Annotated in this window: 21 protein-coding genes; 1 reads left to right on the top strand and 20 read right to left on the bottom strand. The window is 68.6% G+C overall.

Annotated features, from left to right (window positions below; all coding sequences use genetic code 11):
* Positions 1–18: 18 nt before the first annotated feature.
* The 9 genes from rpsM to ACO1X9_RS01955 all read right to left on the bottom strand — a co-directional run bounded on the left by rpsM (position 19) and on the right by ACO1X9_RS01955 (position 6797).
* Positions 19–399: a 30S ribosomal protein S13 gene (gene rpsM / locus ACO1X9_RS01915; protein ID WP_486349142.1), complete on the bottom strand. Its 381-nt coding sequence runs from the start codon at positions 397–399 to the stop codon at positions 19–21.
* Between the two features lie 232 nt (positions 400–631).
* A complete protein-coding gene (gene rpmJ / locus ACO1X9_RS01920) occupies positions 632–748 on the bottom strand; it encodes a 50S ribosomal protein L36 (RefSeq protein ID WP_055821300.1) in 117 nt (38 codons plus the stop codon).
* A gap of 82 nt (positions 749–830) precedes the next feature.
* On the bottom strand, positions 831–1052 hold the full coding sequence (gene infA / locus ACO1X9_RS01925) for a translation initiation factor IF-1 (protein ID WP_191283558.1): 222 nt from the start codon (positions 1050–1052) through the stop codon (positions 831–833).
* A gap of 247 nt (positions 1053–1299) precedes the next feature.
* Positions 1300–2439 (bottom strand): mannitol-1-phosphate 5-dehydrogenase, encoded by a 1140-nt coding sequence (locus ACO1X9_RS01930; protein WP_486349143.1) that lies wholly within the window; start codon positions 2437–2439, stop codon positions 1300–1302.
* 5 nt (positions 2440–2444) lie between these two features.
* Positions 2445–2876 (bottom strand): PTS mannitol transporter subunit IIA, encoded by a 432-nt coding sequence (locus ACO1X9_RS01935; RefSeq protein ID WP_486349144.1) that lies wholly within the window; start codon positions 2874–2876, stop codon positions 2445–2447.
* A 103-nt stretch (positions 2877–2979) separates the two neighbouring features.
* Positions 2980–4509, bottom strand: coding sequence for a PTS mannitol transporter subunit IIBC (locus ACO1X9_RS01940; protein ID WP_486349145.1), 1530 nt, complete (start codon positions 4507–4509; stop codon positions 2980–2982).
* A gap of 44 nt (positions 4510–4553) precedes the next feature.
* Positions 4554–6221, bottom strand: coding sequence for a phosphoenolpyruvate--protein phosphotransferase (ptsP, locus tag ACO1X9_RS01945; RefSeq protein ID WP_486349146.1), 1668 nt, complete (start codon positions 6219–6221; stop codon positions 4554–4556).
* Positions 6218–6481, bottom strand: coding sequence for an HPr family phosphocarrier protein (locus tag ACO1X9_RS01950; RefSeq protein ID WP_486349147.1), 264 nt, complete (start codon positions 6479–6481; stop codon positions 6218–6220). Before ACO1X9_RS01950 ends, ptsP begins: the two co-directional genes overlap by 4 nt.
* Positions 6474–6797: a hypothetical protein gene (locus ACO1X9_RS01955; protein WP_486349148.1), complete on the bottom strand. Its 324-nt coding sequence runs from the start codon at positions 6795–6797 to the stop codon at positions 6474–6476. The genes ACO1X9_RS01950 and ACO1X9_RS01955 overlap by 8 nt, the downstream gene beginning before the upstream one ends.
* Before the next feature lie 148 nt (positions 6798–6945).
* On the opposite strand from ACO1X9_RS01955, the gene ACO1X9_RS01960 reads away from it, so the two are divergent.
* Complete coding sequence (locus ACO1X9_RS01960; RefSeq protein WP_486349149.1) at positions 6946–8820, top strand: BglG family transcription antiterminator; 1875 nt, start codon at positions 6946–6948, stop codon at positions 8818–8820.
* A gap of 116 nt (positions 8821–8936) precedes the next feature.
* On the opposite strand, the gene ACO1X9_RS01965 is transcribed toward ACO1X9_RS01960, so the two are convergent.
* The 11 genes from ACO1X9_RS01965 to ACO1X9_RS02015 all read right to left on the bottom strand — a co-directional run.
* On the bottom strand, positions 8937–9527 hold the full coding sequence (locus tag ACO1X9_RS01965) for an adenylate kinase (protein WP_486349150.1): 591 nt from the start codon (positions 9525–9527) through the stop codon (positions 8937–8939).
* Positions 9524–10843 carry a preprotein translocase subunit SecY gene (gene secY, locus ACO1X9_RS01970; protein WP_486349151.1) on the bottom strand — a complete coding sequence of 440 codons (1320 nt, stop codon included), beginning with the start codon at positions 10841–10843 and terminating at the stop codon, positions 9524–9526. Before secY ends, ACO1X9_RS01965 begins: the two co-directional genes overlap by 4 nt.
* A 120-nt stretch (positions 10844–10963) precedes the next feature.
* Entirely contained in the window at positions 10964–11722 is a 759-nt protein-coding gene (gene rplO, locus ACO1X9_RS01975; RefSeq protein ID WP_486349152.1) for a 50S ribosomal protein L15, read from the bottom strand.
* Entirely contained in the window at positions 11722–11907 is a 186-nt protein-coding gene (gene rpmD / locus ACO1X9_RS01980) for a 50S ribosomal protein L30 (RefSeq protein ID WP_191283567.1), read from the bottom strand. Before rpmD ends, rplO begins: the two co-directional genes overlap by 1 nt.
* Complete coding sequence (rpsE, locus tag ACO1X9_RS01985; protein WP_486349153.1) at positions 11907–12626, bottom strand: 30S ribosomal protein S5; 720 nt, start codon at positions 12624–12626, stop codon at positions 11907–11909. The genes rpmD and rpsE overlap by 1 nt, the downstream gene beginning before the upstream one ends.
* Positions 12623–12982 carry a 50S ribosomal protein L18 gene (gene rplR / locus ACO1X9_RS01990; RefSeq protein ID WP_449055358.1) on the bottom strand — a complete coding sequence of 120 codons (360 nt, stop codon included), beginning with the start codon at positions 12980–12982 and terminating at the stop codon, positions 12623–12625. Before rplR ends, rpsE begins: the two co-directional genes overlap by 4 nt.
* Entirely contained in the window at positions 12982–13518 is a 537-nt protein-coding gene (rplF, locus tag ACO1X9_RS01995) for a 50S ribosomal protein L6 (protein WP_449055357.1), read from the bottom strand. Before rplF ends, rplR begins: the two co-directional genes overlap by 1 nt.
* 6 nt (positions 13519–13524) lie before the next feature.
* Positions 13525–13923 carry a 30S ribosomal protein S8 gene (rpsH, locus tag ACO1X9_RS02000; RefSeq protein ID WP_486349154.1) on the bottom strand — a complete coding sequence of 133 codons (399 nt, stop codon included), beginning with the start codon at positions 13921–13923 and terminating at the stop codon, positions 13525–13527.
* Between the two features lie 74 nt (positions 13924–13997).
* Complete coding sequence (gene rplE / locus ACO1X9_RS02005) at positions 13998–14588, bottom strand: 50S ribosomal protein L5 (protein WP_486349155.1); 591 nt, start codon at positions 14586–14588, stop codon at positions 13998–14000.
* Positions 14588–14947 (bottom strand): 50S ribosomal protein L24, encoded by a 360-nt coding sequence (gene rplX / locus ACO1X9_RS02010; protein WP_486349156.1) that lies wholly within the window; start codon positions 14945–14947, stop codon positions 14588–14590. The genes rplE and rplX overlap by 1 nt, the downstream gene beginning before the upstream one ends.
* 3 nt (positions 14948–14950) lie before the next feature.
* On the bottom strand, positions 14951–15059 hold a 109-nt coding region (locus ACO1X9_RS02015; protein WP_486349157.1), incomplete at its 5' end, for an uL14 family ribosomal protein.

Raw genomic sequence — 15059 nt, forward strand, 5'->3', positions numbered from 1 at the left:
ATGCCTTGGGTGCGGCCATTACTTACGTCCTGCCTTCTTCTTGCCGGCGACGGTGCGCTTGGGTCCCTTGCGGGTGCGAGCGTTGGTCTTGGTGCGCTGACCGCGCACGGGGAGGCCACGACGGTGGCGGATGCCCTCGTACGAGCCGATCTCGACCTTGCGGCGGATGTCGGCCTGCACCTCGCGGCGCAGGTCACCCTCCACCTTGTAGGTGCCCTCGATGAAGTCGCGGAGCGCGACGAGCTGGTCGTCGCTCAGGTCCTTGACTCGGATGTCACCGGAGATCCCGGTCTCCTTGAGGGTCTGAAGCGCGCGAGTGCGGCCGACCCCGTAGATGTAGGTGAGCGCCACTTCCACGCGCTTGTCGCGCGGGATGTCGACGCCGGCAAGACGTGCCATGCGAATAACTCCTGAGAGGAATCGGAGGTCTGTGCGTCTCCGGTGCCCGGGCCTCCGACCCGGGGTGTCCCTTCGGTGGTCGAGTAGCGGCGAAGCCGCGTGTCGAGACCCGAAGATCTTGGTGACGCTTGATGTGTATTCAGTTGTGTGTTTCGAGACGCGTCGCGCTTCGCGCGGCGCTCCTCAACCTTGAACCTTCGGTCGATACCGCTTCGCGGTGTCGACCTTCGGTTCAACCCTGGCGCTGCTTGTGACGCGGGTTGCTCTTGCAGATGACCATGACGCGGCCGTTGCGGCGGATCACCTTGCAGTGGTCGCAGATCGGCTTGACGCTCGGGTTGACCTTCATGTGTTTCTCTTCTCGCTGTCATCGTTCCCCCGGCATCCGCCAGGGGTTCGTTACTTCTCAGCAGGGCGCAGCCCGGGTGGGCTTACTTGTAGCGGTAGACGATGCGGCCGCGAGTGAGGTCGTACGGGCTGAGCTCGACGACCACGCGGTCCTCCGGAAGAATCCGGATGTAGTTCTGGCGCATCTTGCCGGAGATGTGAGCGAGCACCTTGTGCCCGTTCGTGAGCTCCACCCGGAACATCGCGTTCGGGAGTGCCTCCAGCACCGAGCCCTCGAGCTCGATTACGCCGTCCTTTTTCGCCATACCTCTACTAAGTGCTTCTGTTGATCTGCGGGGATTGGTCGGTGCGATGGCAGGCCGAAGCCGCCGGAAGGCACCAAGGATCAACCATACGACATCCGGGCGTGTCGCGCCAGCCGAGCCCGCATCATGTGCTTCGCCCCGCGCGAACGCGCGCCCGTTCACGGTGACGAGTACACCGATGTGCGTCGAGCGCCCGCGATCCCGCACGTGCGCTCGACGCGAATCGATGCACTGGATGCTGCGAGGGCTACAACCCGGCGCGCACGGAGGCGACCGCGGCGACCGCGCCCTCGTAGAGCGCGTCGTCGGGAGTGAGGCCCATGACATCCCGCACGATGTCGGTGCCGTCGCGCAGCATCGCCTGCAGCTTCACGGCTTCCTCGTCGCCCGGGGCGTCGAAGCGCAGGCCCGCGGCCATCGCGCCGAGCAGCGCGGTCGCCGCTGCCCCGGCCTCCGCGATCTCGGCCGCCGGCGCGACGAAGCGCTCGTGCCGCGAGAGCTTCCGCAGCGGTTGCCGGCCGACGCGCTCGACGGAATCGTCGATCGCGGGATTCGAGAACCGCTCGAGCGTCTTCGCGCGGTACGCGGCCTGCTCGTCGATGTCGAAGTCGTGCGTCGCGACGAGGTACTCCGAGGTCTCGAGCAGCACGGCTTCGACCGCGGCCCGCACGTCGGCATCCCCCAAAGCGGCGGCGATCGAGCCGTGACCGGCGAGCCGCCCGTGATACGCGGTCGTCGCGTGTCCGGTGTTGACCGTGAAGAGCTTGCGCTCGATGTAGGGAGCGAGCGAAGGCACGAAGTGGGCGCCCGGGATGTCGGGCACCGCCGATCCGAACGCCGCCGACTCGACCGCCCACTCGCAGTACGGTTCGACGGTCACGTCGAGGGAGTCGGTCGCCTGCTCGGGCACGATGCGATCGACGGCCGTGTTGGCGAAGACGGCGCGCACGCCGATCTCGGTCTCCTGCCCGTGCTTGAGCACCTCGGAGCGCAGCAGATCGGTCGCGCCGAGCGCGTTCTCGCACGCCATGACGGCGAGCGGCCCTGCCGAGATCGGACGCGCGAGGATTCCCGCCGCGATCGCCGGCGCCACGAATCTCAGGATGTTGGGCCCGACCGCCGTCGTCACGACCGACGCCGCCGCGATCGCCGCGACGAGCCCGTCCGGGTCGGCATTCGAGTCGATCGCCCGGAACCCGGTGACGGTCATCTCCGCCCCGCCGGCCCCCGCCTCGATCACCCGGTAGGAGGATGCCGACTGCAGCATCCCGATGAGGGTCGCGTTGACGTCGGCGAACACCACCTCGTAGCCCGCTTCGTGTAGCAGCAGACCGATGAAGCCCCGGCCGATGTTGCCGGCGCCGAAGTGGACGGCGGTGGGCCTCATAGTCGTCACGCCTCGAGGTCGATGAGGTCGACGATCTCCTGCGGCGTCGAGGCCGCCGTGAGCTTCTCGACCGTGGCGTCGTCGCTGAACGCGATCGCGACGCCGGAGAGGATGCCGAGGTGCTCGTCGCCCTTGCCGGCGATGCCGACGACGAAACGCACGGGGTTGCCGTTCCAGTCGATCGGCTCGTCGTAGCGCACGAACGAGAGCGCCGACGTCAGGATGCCGTCCTTGGCTTCGTTGGTGCCGTGCGGGATCGCGAGGAAGTTGCCCATGTACGTCGACACGGTCTCCTCGCGGGCGAACATCGCGTCGGCGTAGTCCTGGGTGACGGCGCCGGTGCCGACGAGCAGGGCGCCGGCTTCGCGGATCGCGTCGTCACGCGTGCGGGCCGCGCCCGACAGGTTGATGCGCGAGGCGTCGAGAACGTCGGTCATGGGTGGGTGTCCTTCCCGGGCGATATGTGGCTGACGGAGCGGTGCGGGATGAGGGTGTGGGGCGGGACCGCTGTCACCGCCCCACACCCATCCTGCTACGCGCTTACTTCTTCGCGGCCCGGTTCTCGGCGACGGTCGCGACGACCTCGTCGTAGGCGGGGCTGTTCATGAAGTTGTCCACGGAGACGTGGACGGCGTTCGGCGAGGTGCCCTTGGCCCGGTCGGTCAGCTCACGCTGCGTGATGACCAGGTCCTCCTTGCCGTCGAGGTTCGCGATCGCCTTGTTGGTGACCGTGACCCCGGTGACACCGGCGTCCTTGAGCTTCTTGCGGAGCACCGTGGCGCCCATGGCGCTCGAGCCCATGCCCGCGTCGCACGCGAACACGATGTTCGAGATCGTCCCGGCGCCCGCGGCGGCCGCGAGCCCGGACAGCACCGAGCTGTCCTTGCCCTTGTTCGCCTGCGTCTGCGAGACAGCCGCCGAGAAGGCTGCGTCGGCGTTCTCGAGGTCGCGCTTCCGGCTCGCGCGCAGGATCACCGCCGCGATGAGGAAGGTCACGGCCGCCGAGAGCACCACCGAGAGGATGACGCCGAGATAGCTGTTCGGCTCGGTCGAGATCAGTACCGCGAAGATCGATCCCGGCGAGGCGGGCGAGCGCAGACCCGAGTCGAAGATCACGTTCGTCAGCACGCCCGTCGCGCCACCGCCGATGAGGGCGAGCAAGAGCATGGGCTTCGCGAGAGCGTACGGGAAGTACACCTCGTGGATGCCGCCCAGGAACTGGATGATGAACGCGCCCGGTGCGGTAGCGCGCGCGGCGCCGACACCGAACAGCGTGATCGCGAGCAGCAGGCCCGCGCCGGGGCCGGGGTTGGCCTCGACGAGGAACAGCAGGCTCTTGCCGGTCTCGAGCGACTGCTCAGTACCGAGCGGTGTGAACACCCCGTGGTTGATGGCGTTGTTGAGGAACAGCACCTTCGCCGGCTCGACGATGATGCTCGCGAGCGGGATGAGGCCGTTGTCGATGAGGAAGCCGACCGCTGCGCCCAGGCCGTCCGAGATCGCCTTGATGACCGGTGACAGCCAGAAGAACGCAGCGATGGCGAGGAACGCCCCGAGGATGCCGGACGAGAAGTTGTCGACGAGCATCTCGAAGCCCGCCTTGACCTTGCCCGCCCAGATCTTGTCGACCTGCTTGAGGATCCACGCCGCGAGCGGGCCGCAGATCATCGCGCCGAGGAACATGATCGTCCCGTAGTTGCCGATGATGACACCCATCGCCACGACCGCGCCGATGACGCCGCCGCGGGTGTCGTAGACGAGCTTGCCGCCCGTGTACGCGATGAGGATCGGCAGGAGGAAGGTGATCATGGGGCCGACGAGACCCTGCCACTCGACCACGCCAGCCTCATTGGTGAGCCCGCCGATCCAGAACGAGTTCTCCCACCGCCAGGCCTCGACCGGCCCGTTGAACCCGACCCAGCCGGTCGGGATGAAGAGGGCCGTGATGAGGCCCCAGGCGATGAAGGCCGCGATGTTGGGCATGATCATGCCGGAGAGGAACGTGCCGAATCTCTGCACGCCCACTCGGGCACGGCCGACGCCCGTGGGCGTCGCTGACGTCGTTGTCATGTGGTGTTTCTCCTTCTGTTGGGATGGTGCGTCATACGGGGGTACTACGCAGGGGTGAGGGCGTCGACCGCGGCACGCGCGGCGGCGGCATCCTCGGTGTCGAGAGCGGCGCGCGCGGCGGCGCGAGCGCCCTCGAGGGTCCAGCGGGCCAGCTCGTCGCGCACGTCGGCGATCGCGGGCGGGCTCATCGAGAGCGACGTGACGCCGAGCCCGACGAGCACGACGGCGAGCTTCGGGTCGCCGGCGGCCTCGCCGCAGACCCCCACGGGCTTGTCGTGCGTCGTCCCCGCGGCACCGACGCGTCCGACGAGCTCGAGCACGGCGGGGTGCCACGGATCCTGGAACGACGACACCGAGCCGAGCATGCGATCGGCCGCCATCGTGTACTGCGTGAGGTCGTTGGTGCCGATCGAGGCGAAGTCGGCGACGGCGAGGATGCGGTCGGCGAGCAGCGCCGCGGACGGCACCTCCACCATGACGCCCGCGGTCTTCAGCCCGAGCTCCTTCGCGAGCCCGGTGAAGTAGCGGGTCTCGTCGACGGTCGCGACCATCGGGGCCATCACCCACGTGTCGGCGTCGTTCTCGGCGTCGGCGGCCGCGAGCGCGGTGAGCTGGTCGCGCAGCACCTCCTCCTTCGCCCGGAGGGAGCGGATGCCGCGCAGCCCCAGGGCGGGGTTCTCCTCCTCGTCGTCGTTGAGGAAGGCGAGCGGCTTGTCGGCTCCGGCGTCGAGCGCGCGCACGACGACCTTCTTCCCGGGGAAACCGGCGAGCACGGCGGAGTACGCCTCGCGCTGCTGGTCGACCGTGGGGGCACTGTTCGCATCGAGGAACAGGAACTCGGTGCGGAACAGCCCGACGCCTTCCGCGCCCTCCGCCACGGCCTTCTCGACACCCTCGGCCGACCCGAGGTTGGCGAGGAGCGGCACGGCGGTGCCGTCGGCGAGTGCCCCGGGACCGGTGGCGTGGACCCGGGACGCGCGCTCGGCGATCCGTTTCTCGGCGGCCGCGACGGCGTCCGCCGACGGGTCGACCTCCACCGTGCCGGCCGTCGGGTCGACGATCACGGTCGCACCGTCGTCGATCGTCGCGGCATCGGCCAGCCCGACGACGGCGGGAATGCCCTTCTCACCGGCGAGGATCGCGGTGTGGGTGCTCTTGCTGCCCTCGGCGGTGACGATCGCGAGCACGCGGGAGATGTCGAGCAGCGCCGTGTCGGCAGGCGCCAGGTCGCGCGCGACGAGCACGAACGGCACGTCGCTCTGCGGCACCGACGGCGGAGCGACGCCCATGAGGCGCGCGATGGAGCGCTGCGAGAGGTCCTCGAGGTCGGAGACCCGGCCGGCCATGTACTCGCCCATGCCGCGCAGCATCTCGACGAAGACGCCGAACGCGTCGAAGACGGCGCGCTCCGCGGTATTGCCGGTGTCGATCCGGGCGTCGATGTCGGTACGCAGCGTCGGGTCGTCGACCATGAGCGCCTGCGCCTCGAGCACCTCGCCGGCCTTGCCGCCGGCCTGCGCGGCGCGCTGCCGGATGTCGTCGGCGGTCGCGGCGAGCGCGTGGGTGACGCGCTCCTTCTCGGCATCGGGGCCGAGCGTGCTCGCGGTCGTCGGCGGCTCGGGCAACGGATCGGACATCCGTCGCACGGGGCCGACCGCGAGCGTGCGGCCGACGCCGATGCCGGTGAGGGTTCTCGAGGGGGCTGTGCTCACGCGTCGTGGTCCTCGAGCAGCAGCGCCTCGAGCGCGTCGAGTGCCTCGTCGGCACCCTCGCCGTCGGCGGCCAGGATGACCTCGTCGCCGTGGTCGATGCCGAGGGAGATGACACCGAGGATGCTCGTGGCGTCGACCGAGCGCTCACCCTTCTTGATCGTCACCGGCAGACCCGCCTTCGCGGCGGTCTGGGTGAACAGGGCGGCGGGGCGGGCGTGCAGCCCGTGGCTCGACGCGACGACGACGGTGCGCTCAGACATCCGTGCTCCTTTGTGCTGATTCTTCGAGGGACTGGACGAGGGCGTCGACGGCGTCGACGGCCAGGATGCTGCCGGCCGGGGTCATCGCTTCGACGGGCAGCACGCCGACGGGTCGCGGCGCAGAACGCTCGCGGATGGCGTCGGCCGAGGCGGCGAGCTGCGGGGCGACGAGCACCGCGTCGGCGCGCGCGAGCACGTCGTCGAGCGCGTGCTCGGTCGTCACGACGAAGTCGACGCCGGGAAGCGAAGGCGCGATGCGCCGGGCGAGGAACGTTCCGGAGACGCCGGCCGCGCAGACGAGCACGATGGTCGCCATGGTCGCCTCCTCGCGATTCCGGGCCGGATTGCTTCTCGTCCACTCTCGCGAACGCCGGGCGGGTCGCTCAACTGGATTCGCTTCCGCGGGTGCGGAAGCGGGCGGCTCCGTCGCGCGGCGCGGCGATCCGTGGTTGAGTGGCCCGGAGATGGCCGACAAGTCACCGATGCTCCTCGCGTACCTGTCGCGGGCATCCGGATGGACGCCGGCGAGCGAGATCGCCGAGCACCTCGGGGTGTCGACGCGCACCGTGCGCAGCTACGTCGTCGCGGTCAAAGCCGCTGCGGCGCCGCTCGACGTCATCCTCTCCTCCCCCGACGGCTATCGCCTCAACCGCACCGCGCACGCCGAGTACGCGAGCCGAGACCGCAGCGCCGCACGTACCGGAACCCCTCGCGAGCGCATGACGTTCCTCGTGACGCGGCTCACCCATGCGGGCGCCGAACTCGACGTGCACGAGCTCGCCGACTCGCTCTTCGTGAGCGTCTCCACCCTCGAGGGCGACCTCCGCCAGGTGCGCACCCTCGCGAAGGAGGCGGGGCTCGAACTGCTGCGCGAGGGCGACCACGTACGGCTCGAGGGTCCGGATGCCGGCCACCGCCGACTCGTCAGCCGCCTGTTCTCGGAGGAGCAGGCGCACGGCCTCGTCGACCTCCGTCGTGTGCAGGATTCGTTCGGCATCGACGATCTCTCCGGCTTCAAGACCGACGTCATCGGGGTTCTCGAGCACCAGGGCTACGCCGTCAACGAGTTCGGCCTCGACCGCGTGCTGCTGCACACCGCGATCGCGGTCGAGCGCTCGCGGGGCTCCGCTCTCGCCGACGACGCCCCCGAGCCCGGCGATCCCGTCGCCGGTGCCCTCGACCGGCTCGTCGCCGACCGCTTCGGCACGCGTCTGCCCTCGGGCGAGCTGAGCGACCTCACGACGCTGCTCACGACACGCGCGGGCACACTCGTCGCCCCGCGCGCGGGCGAGCACTTCGCCGTGCTGCGGAACATCGTCGACAGGGCTCAAGAGGAGTTCCTGGTCGACCTCGACGACGACGCCTTCCTCGCGCGGCTCGGCGCGCACGTCGGCAACCTCGTCGTGCGCGCACGGGAAGGTGTCGCCAACCCGAATCCGCTCGCCCGCACGATCAAGTCGTCCTACCCGCTCACCTACGAGCTCGCGGTCTTCATCGCCTCCGAGATCCAGACCGCCTTCGACATCGTCATCGGCGACGACGAGATCGCCTACATCGCCCTGCACATCGGCTCGCACCTCGAACGACGCTCCGGTCGCGGTCGGATGCTGAGCTGCGTGCTCGTGAGCCCCGGCTACCACGACATCGCCGACCTGCTCGAGCGCCGCATCCTGCCCGCCCTCGGCGACGACGTCGCGATCGACCGGGTGCTCACGCGCACCGACGTCGACCTCACATCGCTCGACGCCGACCTCGTCATCTCGACCGTGCCGTGGGAGGTGCGGCCGGCCAACGTCGTCATCGTGCAGCCCATCCCGACCGACGCCGATCTGGATGCCGTGCGCGGTGCGATCTCGCGCATCCGCCGCCAGCGTCGGCGACGCTCGATCGCCGACGAGCTGCTGCTCTACTTCGACGACGCCCTGTTCTTCCGAGACCTCGACGCACGCGACGAAGCCGAAGTGATCCGCGTGCTCGGGGGGCGGATGCGCGAGCGCGGCATCATCGACGACGACTACCTCGACGGCGTGCTCGACCGCGAGCGCATCTCGTCGACCGCGTTCACCGAGTGGCTCGCGGTGCCGCACTCGATGCGGATGACGGCGAAACGCACGGCGATCGCGATCGCCCTGTTCGAGACTCCGATCCCCTGGGGTGAGGGCACCGTTCAGGTCGTCGCTCTCGTCGCCTTCTCGGCCGAAGGTCGCGCGTCGTTCCAGACGGTGTTCGAGCAGTTCATCGAGGTGTTCAGCGAGCGCACCGACGTGCAGCGACTCCTGAAGTCGGCCACCGACTTCCCGTCCTTCATCGACGAACTCGTCCGCTTGATCGATGAATAGCCCTCGCGGGTTGAGTGCCGCGCGCAGCGCGGTGTATCGAAACCCACCATGCGAGTTACTCGGGACGGGTTTCGATACACGCGCCTGCGGCGCGCACTCAACCCACGAAGGGAGCGCTACGCGGCGGCGGCGTCGAGACCGCGCTCGGCGAGAGCGGAGAAGATGCGGTCGCTCACGTCGTCGATCGCGCCGAGGCCGTCGACCTCGATGAGGAACCCGCGCTCGCGGAACATCTCCAGCAGAGGAGCGGTCTCGCGCTGGTAGACCTCCTGGCGGTGGCGGATCGCCTCCTCGGAGTCGTCGGAGCGCCCCTGCTCGATCGCGCGCTGCGTGAGCCGGCGCACGACCTCGTCCTCGTCCGCGACGAGGCGGATGACGGCATCCAGGGCGTGCCCGTGCGAGCCGAGCAGCTCGTCGAGGTAGGTCACCTGGTCGGGCGTGCGCGGGTAGCCGTCGAGGAGGAAGCCGCCGGCGGCGTCGGCCTCGTTGAGCCGGTCGGTGACGAGCGCGTTCGTGAGCGAGTCGGGCACGTAGTCGCCGGCATCCACGATCGCCTTGACCTGCTTGCCGAGGTCGGTCTCGTTCTTGATGTTGGCGCGGAAGATGTCGCCCGTCGAGATCGTCGGGATGGCGTAGCGCTCGGCGATGCGCGCCGCCTGCGTGCCCTTACCCGCGCCGGGCGGACCGACGATGAGCAGGCGGGTCACCGCAGGAGTCCCTCGTAGTGCCGCTGCTGCAGCTGCGAGTCGATCTGCTTCACCGTCTCGAGGCCGACGCCGACCATGATCAGGATGCTCGTGCCACCGAACGGGAAGTTCTGGTCGGCCCGCAGCGCGACGAGCGCGATGAGCGGGATGAGCGCGACGAGACCGAGGTAGAGCGAGCCCGGAAGCGTGACGCGCGTCAGCACGTAGTCGAGGTACTCGGCCGTCGGACGCCCCGCGCGGATGCCGGGGATGAAGCCGCCGTACTTCTTCATGTTGTCGGCGACCTCGACGGGGTTGAACGTGATCGCGACGTAGAAGTACGTGAACCCGACGATGAGCAGGAAGTACAGCGCCGCATAGAGCGGGCTCTGCGCCGACGTGAGGTTGTCGAGGATCCACTGCACCCACGGTGCGTTCGTTCCGTCGGTGCCGGTGTTGAACTGAGCCACGAGCGACGGCAGGTACAGCAGCGACGAGGCGAAGATGACCGGCACGACGCCCGCCATGTTGACCTTGATCGGGATGTACGTGTTGTTGCCGCCGTAGGTGCGGCGACCGACCATCCGCTTCGCGTACTGCACCGGGATGCGACGCTGCGACTGTTCGACGAAGATGACGGCCGCGATGATCAGCAGGCCGATCAGGATGACGCCGATGAGGCCCTCGATGCCGACATCCGGGTTCGAGGCGAGGCCGGCGAACGAGCTCGGGAAGGTCGAGACGATCGACGTGAAGATGAGGAGCGACATGCCGTTGCCGACGCCGCGCTCGGTGATGAGCTCGCCCATCCACATGATGAGGCCGGTACCGGCGGTCATCGTGATGATGATGAGGCCCATCGCCGCCGGTTCCTGCGTCGAGAAGATGTCGGGGCAGGTGGGGCCGAGCAGCTGCCCGTTCTGCGCGACCGTGATGAGGGTGGTCGACTGCAGCACGCCGAGCGCGATGGTGAGGTAGCGCGTGTACTGCGTGAGCTTCGCCTGACCCGACTGGCCCTCCTTGTAGAGGGTCTCGAAGTGAGGGATGACCACGCGCAGCAGCTGCACGATGATCGACGCGGTGATGTACGGCATGATGCCGAGCGCGAAGATCGACAGCTGCAGGAGGGCGCCGCCGCTGAACAGGTTGACGAGCTCGTAGAGGCCCGCCGTGTTCGAGCTGCCCACGTTCGTGAGACAGGCCTGCACCGTCTCGAACTTGACGAACGGCGCCGGGATGAAGGAACCCAGCCGGAAGATCGCGACGATCGCGAGCGTGAAGCCGATCTTCCGACGCAGGTCGGGGGTGCGGAAGATCCGTGCGACGGCACTGAACACGACGCGCCTCCCTAAGTCTCGCTGGAGTGGATGCTGGAACGAACGGGCCCGGCAGGTGCGCCGGGGTGGTGGTCCCGAGAGGACCACCACCCCATGACGCTACCTGAACTTGAGGGGGCGCTACTTGACGGAGCCGCCCGCCGCGACGATCTTCTGCTCGGCGGAGCTCGAGACCTTGTCGACGGAGACGTTCAGCTTGACGTCGATGTCGCCGGTGCCGAGCACCTTGACCTTCTCGTTCTTGCGGACGGCGCCCTTGGCGACGAGGTCGCCGATGGTGACGTCGCCACCCTTCGGGTACAGCTCCGCGAGACGGTCGAGGTTGACGACCTGGTACTCCACCCGGAACGGGTTCTTGAAGCCGCGCAGCTTGGGCGCGCGCATGATGGAGTTCAGGTTGCCGCCCTCGAGCCCGACGCGCACCTGGTAGCGCGCCTTCGAGCCCTTGGTTCCACGACCGGCGGTCTTGCCCTTGGAGCCTTCACCACGACCCACACGCGTGCGGTCCTTCTTGGCACCGGCGGCGGGGCGGAGGTGGTGAGCCTTCAGAATCTGCGGACGCGACGGGGCCGCATCCTTCTTCGCGGCCGGCTTCTTGGCGGAGGTCGACGTCTTCGCCGCGGGCTTCGCGGCAGCGGTGTCGTCCTTCGCGGAGGCGGCGGCCTTGGGGGCCGACTCCTTCGCAGCGGGCTTCGCCGCGGCATCCTTCTTCTCGGCGGCGGCCTTGGGGGCAGCAGCCTTCGCAGGAGCCTTCTTCTCGGCGGCGGACTTGTCAGCCGCAGCCTTGGGCGCCGCCTTCGCAGCCGACGCCTTGGGGGCGGCGGCCTTCTCGGCGGGGGCCTTCGCAGCGGCCTTCTTCGGAGTGGTCTCTTCGGCCATTAGTCAATCTCCTCGACCTTCACGAGGTGCGCGACCGTCTTGACGTAGCCGCGGTTCTGCTTGTCGTCCGGGCGCACGACGACGTCGCCGATGCGCTTCAGTCCGAGGCTGCGCAGCGTGTCGCGCTGGTTCTGCTTCTCGGAGATCTTGGACTTGATCTGGGTCACCTTCAGGCGAGCAGCCATCATGCACCTGCCTTTGCGGCCTCGAGGGCCTCGGCCTCGGCGCGCACGAGGCGCTCCGGGGCGACGTCTTCGAACGCGAGCCCACGACGAGCGGCGACCGCGCGCGGCTCTTCGAGCTGCTTGAGCGCCGCGACCGTCGCGTGCACGATGTTGATCGTGTTCGACGAGCCGAGCGACTTGCTCAGCACGTCGTGGATGCCGGCGCACTCGAGCACGGCACGCACCGGACCACCGGCGATGACACCGGTACCGGCGGCGGCCGGACGGAGGAGCACGACACCGGCCGCGGCCTCGCCCTGCACGGGGTGCGGGATCGTCTTCTGCGAGCGCGGGACGCGGAAGAAGTTCTTCTTCGCCTCCTCGACGCCCTTGCTGATCGCGAGCGGCACCTCACGGGCCTTGCCGTAGCCGACGCCGACCATGCCGTTGCCGTCGCCCACGACGACGAGCGCCGTGAAGCTGGAGCGACGGCCGCCCTTGACGACCTTCGACACGCGGTTGATCGTGACGACGCGCTCGAGGAACTGGCTGTCGCCGCGGTCCCGCGAGTTGCGGTCGTTGCCACGGCCCTGGCCGCGGTCGTTCCGCTGACCACGACGACCGTCGCGCTCGTTGGTCGACGGCGCGGTGCCGGCGGCGGTCTCGACGACCTGGCCCTCGTTGACGACCTCGTCGGTCGCGGCGGGAGCGGTGTTCTCGGTGTTGATCACGTCACTCACAGGTTGAGCCCTCCTTCACGGGCACCCTCGGCGATCGCGGCGACACGACCGGCGAAGCGGTTTCCACCGCGGTCGAACACGACGGCGTCCACCCCGGCCTTCTTGGCGCGCTCGGCGAGCAGCTCGCCGACCTTCTTCGCCTTGGCGGTCTTGTCACCGTCGAACGCGCGCAGGTCGGCCTCGAGGGTCGAGGCCGAGGCCAGCGTGTGGCCCTTGCTGTCGTCGACGATCTGCACGAAGACGTGGCGCGCCGAGCGGTTCACGACGAGGCGCGGACGCTCGGCCGAGCCGACGATGCGCTTGCGGAGCCGGGTGTGCCGACGCGCACGCTGCGCGGACTTGCTCACGGTAGCCATTACTTCCCACTCTTTCCGGCCTTGCGGCGAACGACCTCGCCTGCGTAGCGCACACCCTTGCCCTTGTAGGGCTCGGGCTTGCGCAGCTTGCGGATGTTCGCGGCGACCTCGCCCACGGCCTGTTTCGAGATGCCGCGGACGGTCAGCTTGGTGTTGCCCTCGACCTCGAACGAGATGCCGGCGGGCGGGTCGACGGTGATCGGGTGCGAGTAGCCGAGGGCGAACTCGATCGAGCTGCCCTTGGCCTGCACGCGGTAACCGGTGCCGACGACCTCGAGGCCCTTTGAGTAGCCCTCGGTGACGCCGATGATGTTGTTCGAGATGAGCGTGCGCGTCAGGCCGTGCAGCGAGCGCGAGGCGCGCTCGTCGTCGGGACGGGTGACGAGCACCTGGCCGTCCTCGAGGGCGACCTCGATGGGAGCGGCGACGGTGAGGCTGAGCTCGCCCTTGGGGCCCTTCACCGACACGTTGCGGCCGTCGATGTCGACGGTCACCCCGGCGGGAACGGCGATGGGCATGCGTCCGATTCGCGACATGTCAGATCACCACACGTAGGCGAGGACTTCCCCACCCACGCCCTTCTTGGTGGCCTCGCGGTCGGTGAGGAGCCCCGAGGAGGTGGACAGGATGGCGACGCCGAGTCCGCCGAGCACGTGCGGGATCTCGGTCGACTTCGCGTACACGCGGAGGCCGGGCTTCGAGACGCGCTTGATGCCGGCGATCGAACGCTCGCGGTTCGGCCCGTACTTCAGGTCGATCGTGAGCGTCGAGCCGACGCGCGCGGCCTCGACCTTCCACGCGGAGATGTAGCCCTCCTTCTGGAGGATCTCGGCGATGTGGGTCTTGAGCTTGCTGCTGGGCAGCGAGACCTGGTCGTGGTACGCACGGTTGGCGTTCCGCAGACGGGTCAGCATGTCGGCCACAGGGTCCGTCATGGTCATGGTGGTGGTTCCTTATCTCAATCGGTTTCGGCCCCGGTACACCGGGGTTCGACCTTGCTTGATGGGTGCAGCGGTTACTGCGGGGTGTCGGCCGAGCGGAACGGGAAGCCGAGCTGGCGCAGCAGGGCGCGTCCCTCGTCGTCGTTCTTCGCGGTCGTCACCACGGTGATGTCGAAGCCGCGGACGCGGTCGATCTTGTCCTGGTCGATCTCGTGGAAGATCGACTGCTCCTGCACGCCGAACGTGTAGTTGCCGTTGCCGTCGAACTGCTTCGGGCTCAGACCGCGGAAGTCGCGGATGCGCGGGAGGGCGAGCGAGAGCAGACGGTCGAGGAACTCCCAGGCGCGGTCGCCACGGAGCGTGACGTGGGCGCCGATCGGCATGCCCTCGCGCAGCTTGAACTGCGCGATGGACTTGCGGGCGTTCGTGACCTGCGGCTTCTGGCCGGTGATCGCGATGAGGTCCTTGATGGCCCCCTCGATCACCTTCGAGTCGCGCGCGGCCTCGCCGACACCCGTGTTCACGACGATCTTCACGAGACCGGGCACCTGCATGGGGTTCGTGTAGCCGAACTCCTCGGTGAGCGCCTTCTTGATCTCGTCGCGGTACTTCTGCTTGAGGCGCGGCTGGATCTTGCCAGTCGGCGCGGCAGTTGCGGTCGCCATTACAGCTTCTCTCCGGACTTCTTCGCGTAGCGCACGCGAACGCTCTTCTTCACGCCGTTCTTCTCGACGGTCTCGACGCGGTGGCCGACCCGGGTCGGCTTCTTCGTCTTGGGGTCGACGACCTGGACGTTCGACACGTGGATCGGGGCCTCGACGGTCTCGATGCCACCGGTCTTGGTGCCGCGCTGGGTCTGGCCGACCTTCACGTGCTTCTGGACGTAGTTGACGCCCTCGACGATGACCTTGTCCTTCTCGGCCAGCACCTCGAGGACCTTGCCCTGCTTGCCGCGGTCTCCGCCGCGGGCCTGGGACGGTCCCGAGATGACCTGGACGAGGTCACCCTTCTTGATGTTCGCCATGGGTTACAGCACCTCCGGTGCCAGCGAGATGATCTTCATGAACTTCTTGTCGCGCAGCTCGCGCCCGACCGGCCCGAAGATGCGGGTGCCGCGGGGGTCGCCGTCGTTCTTG

This window comes from Pseudolysinimonas sp. (genome assembly GCF_057350545.1).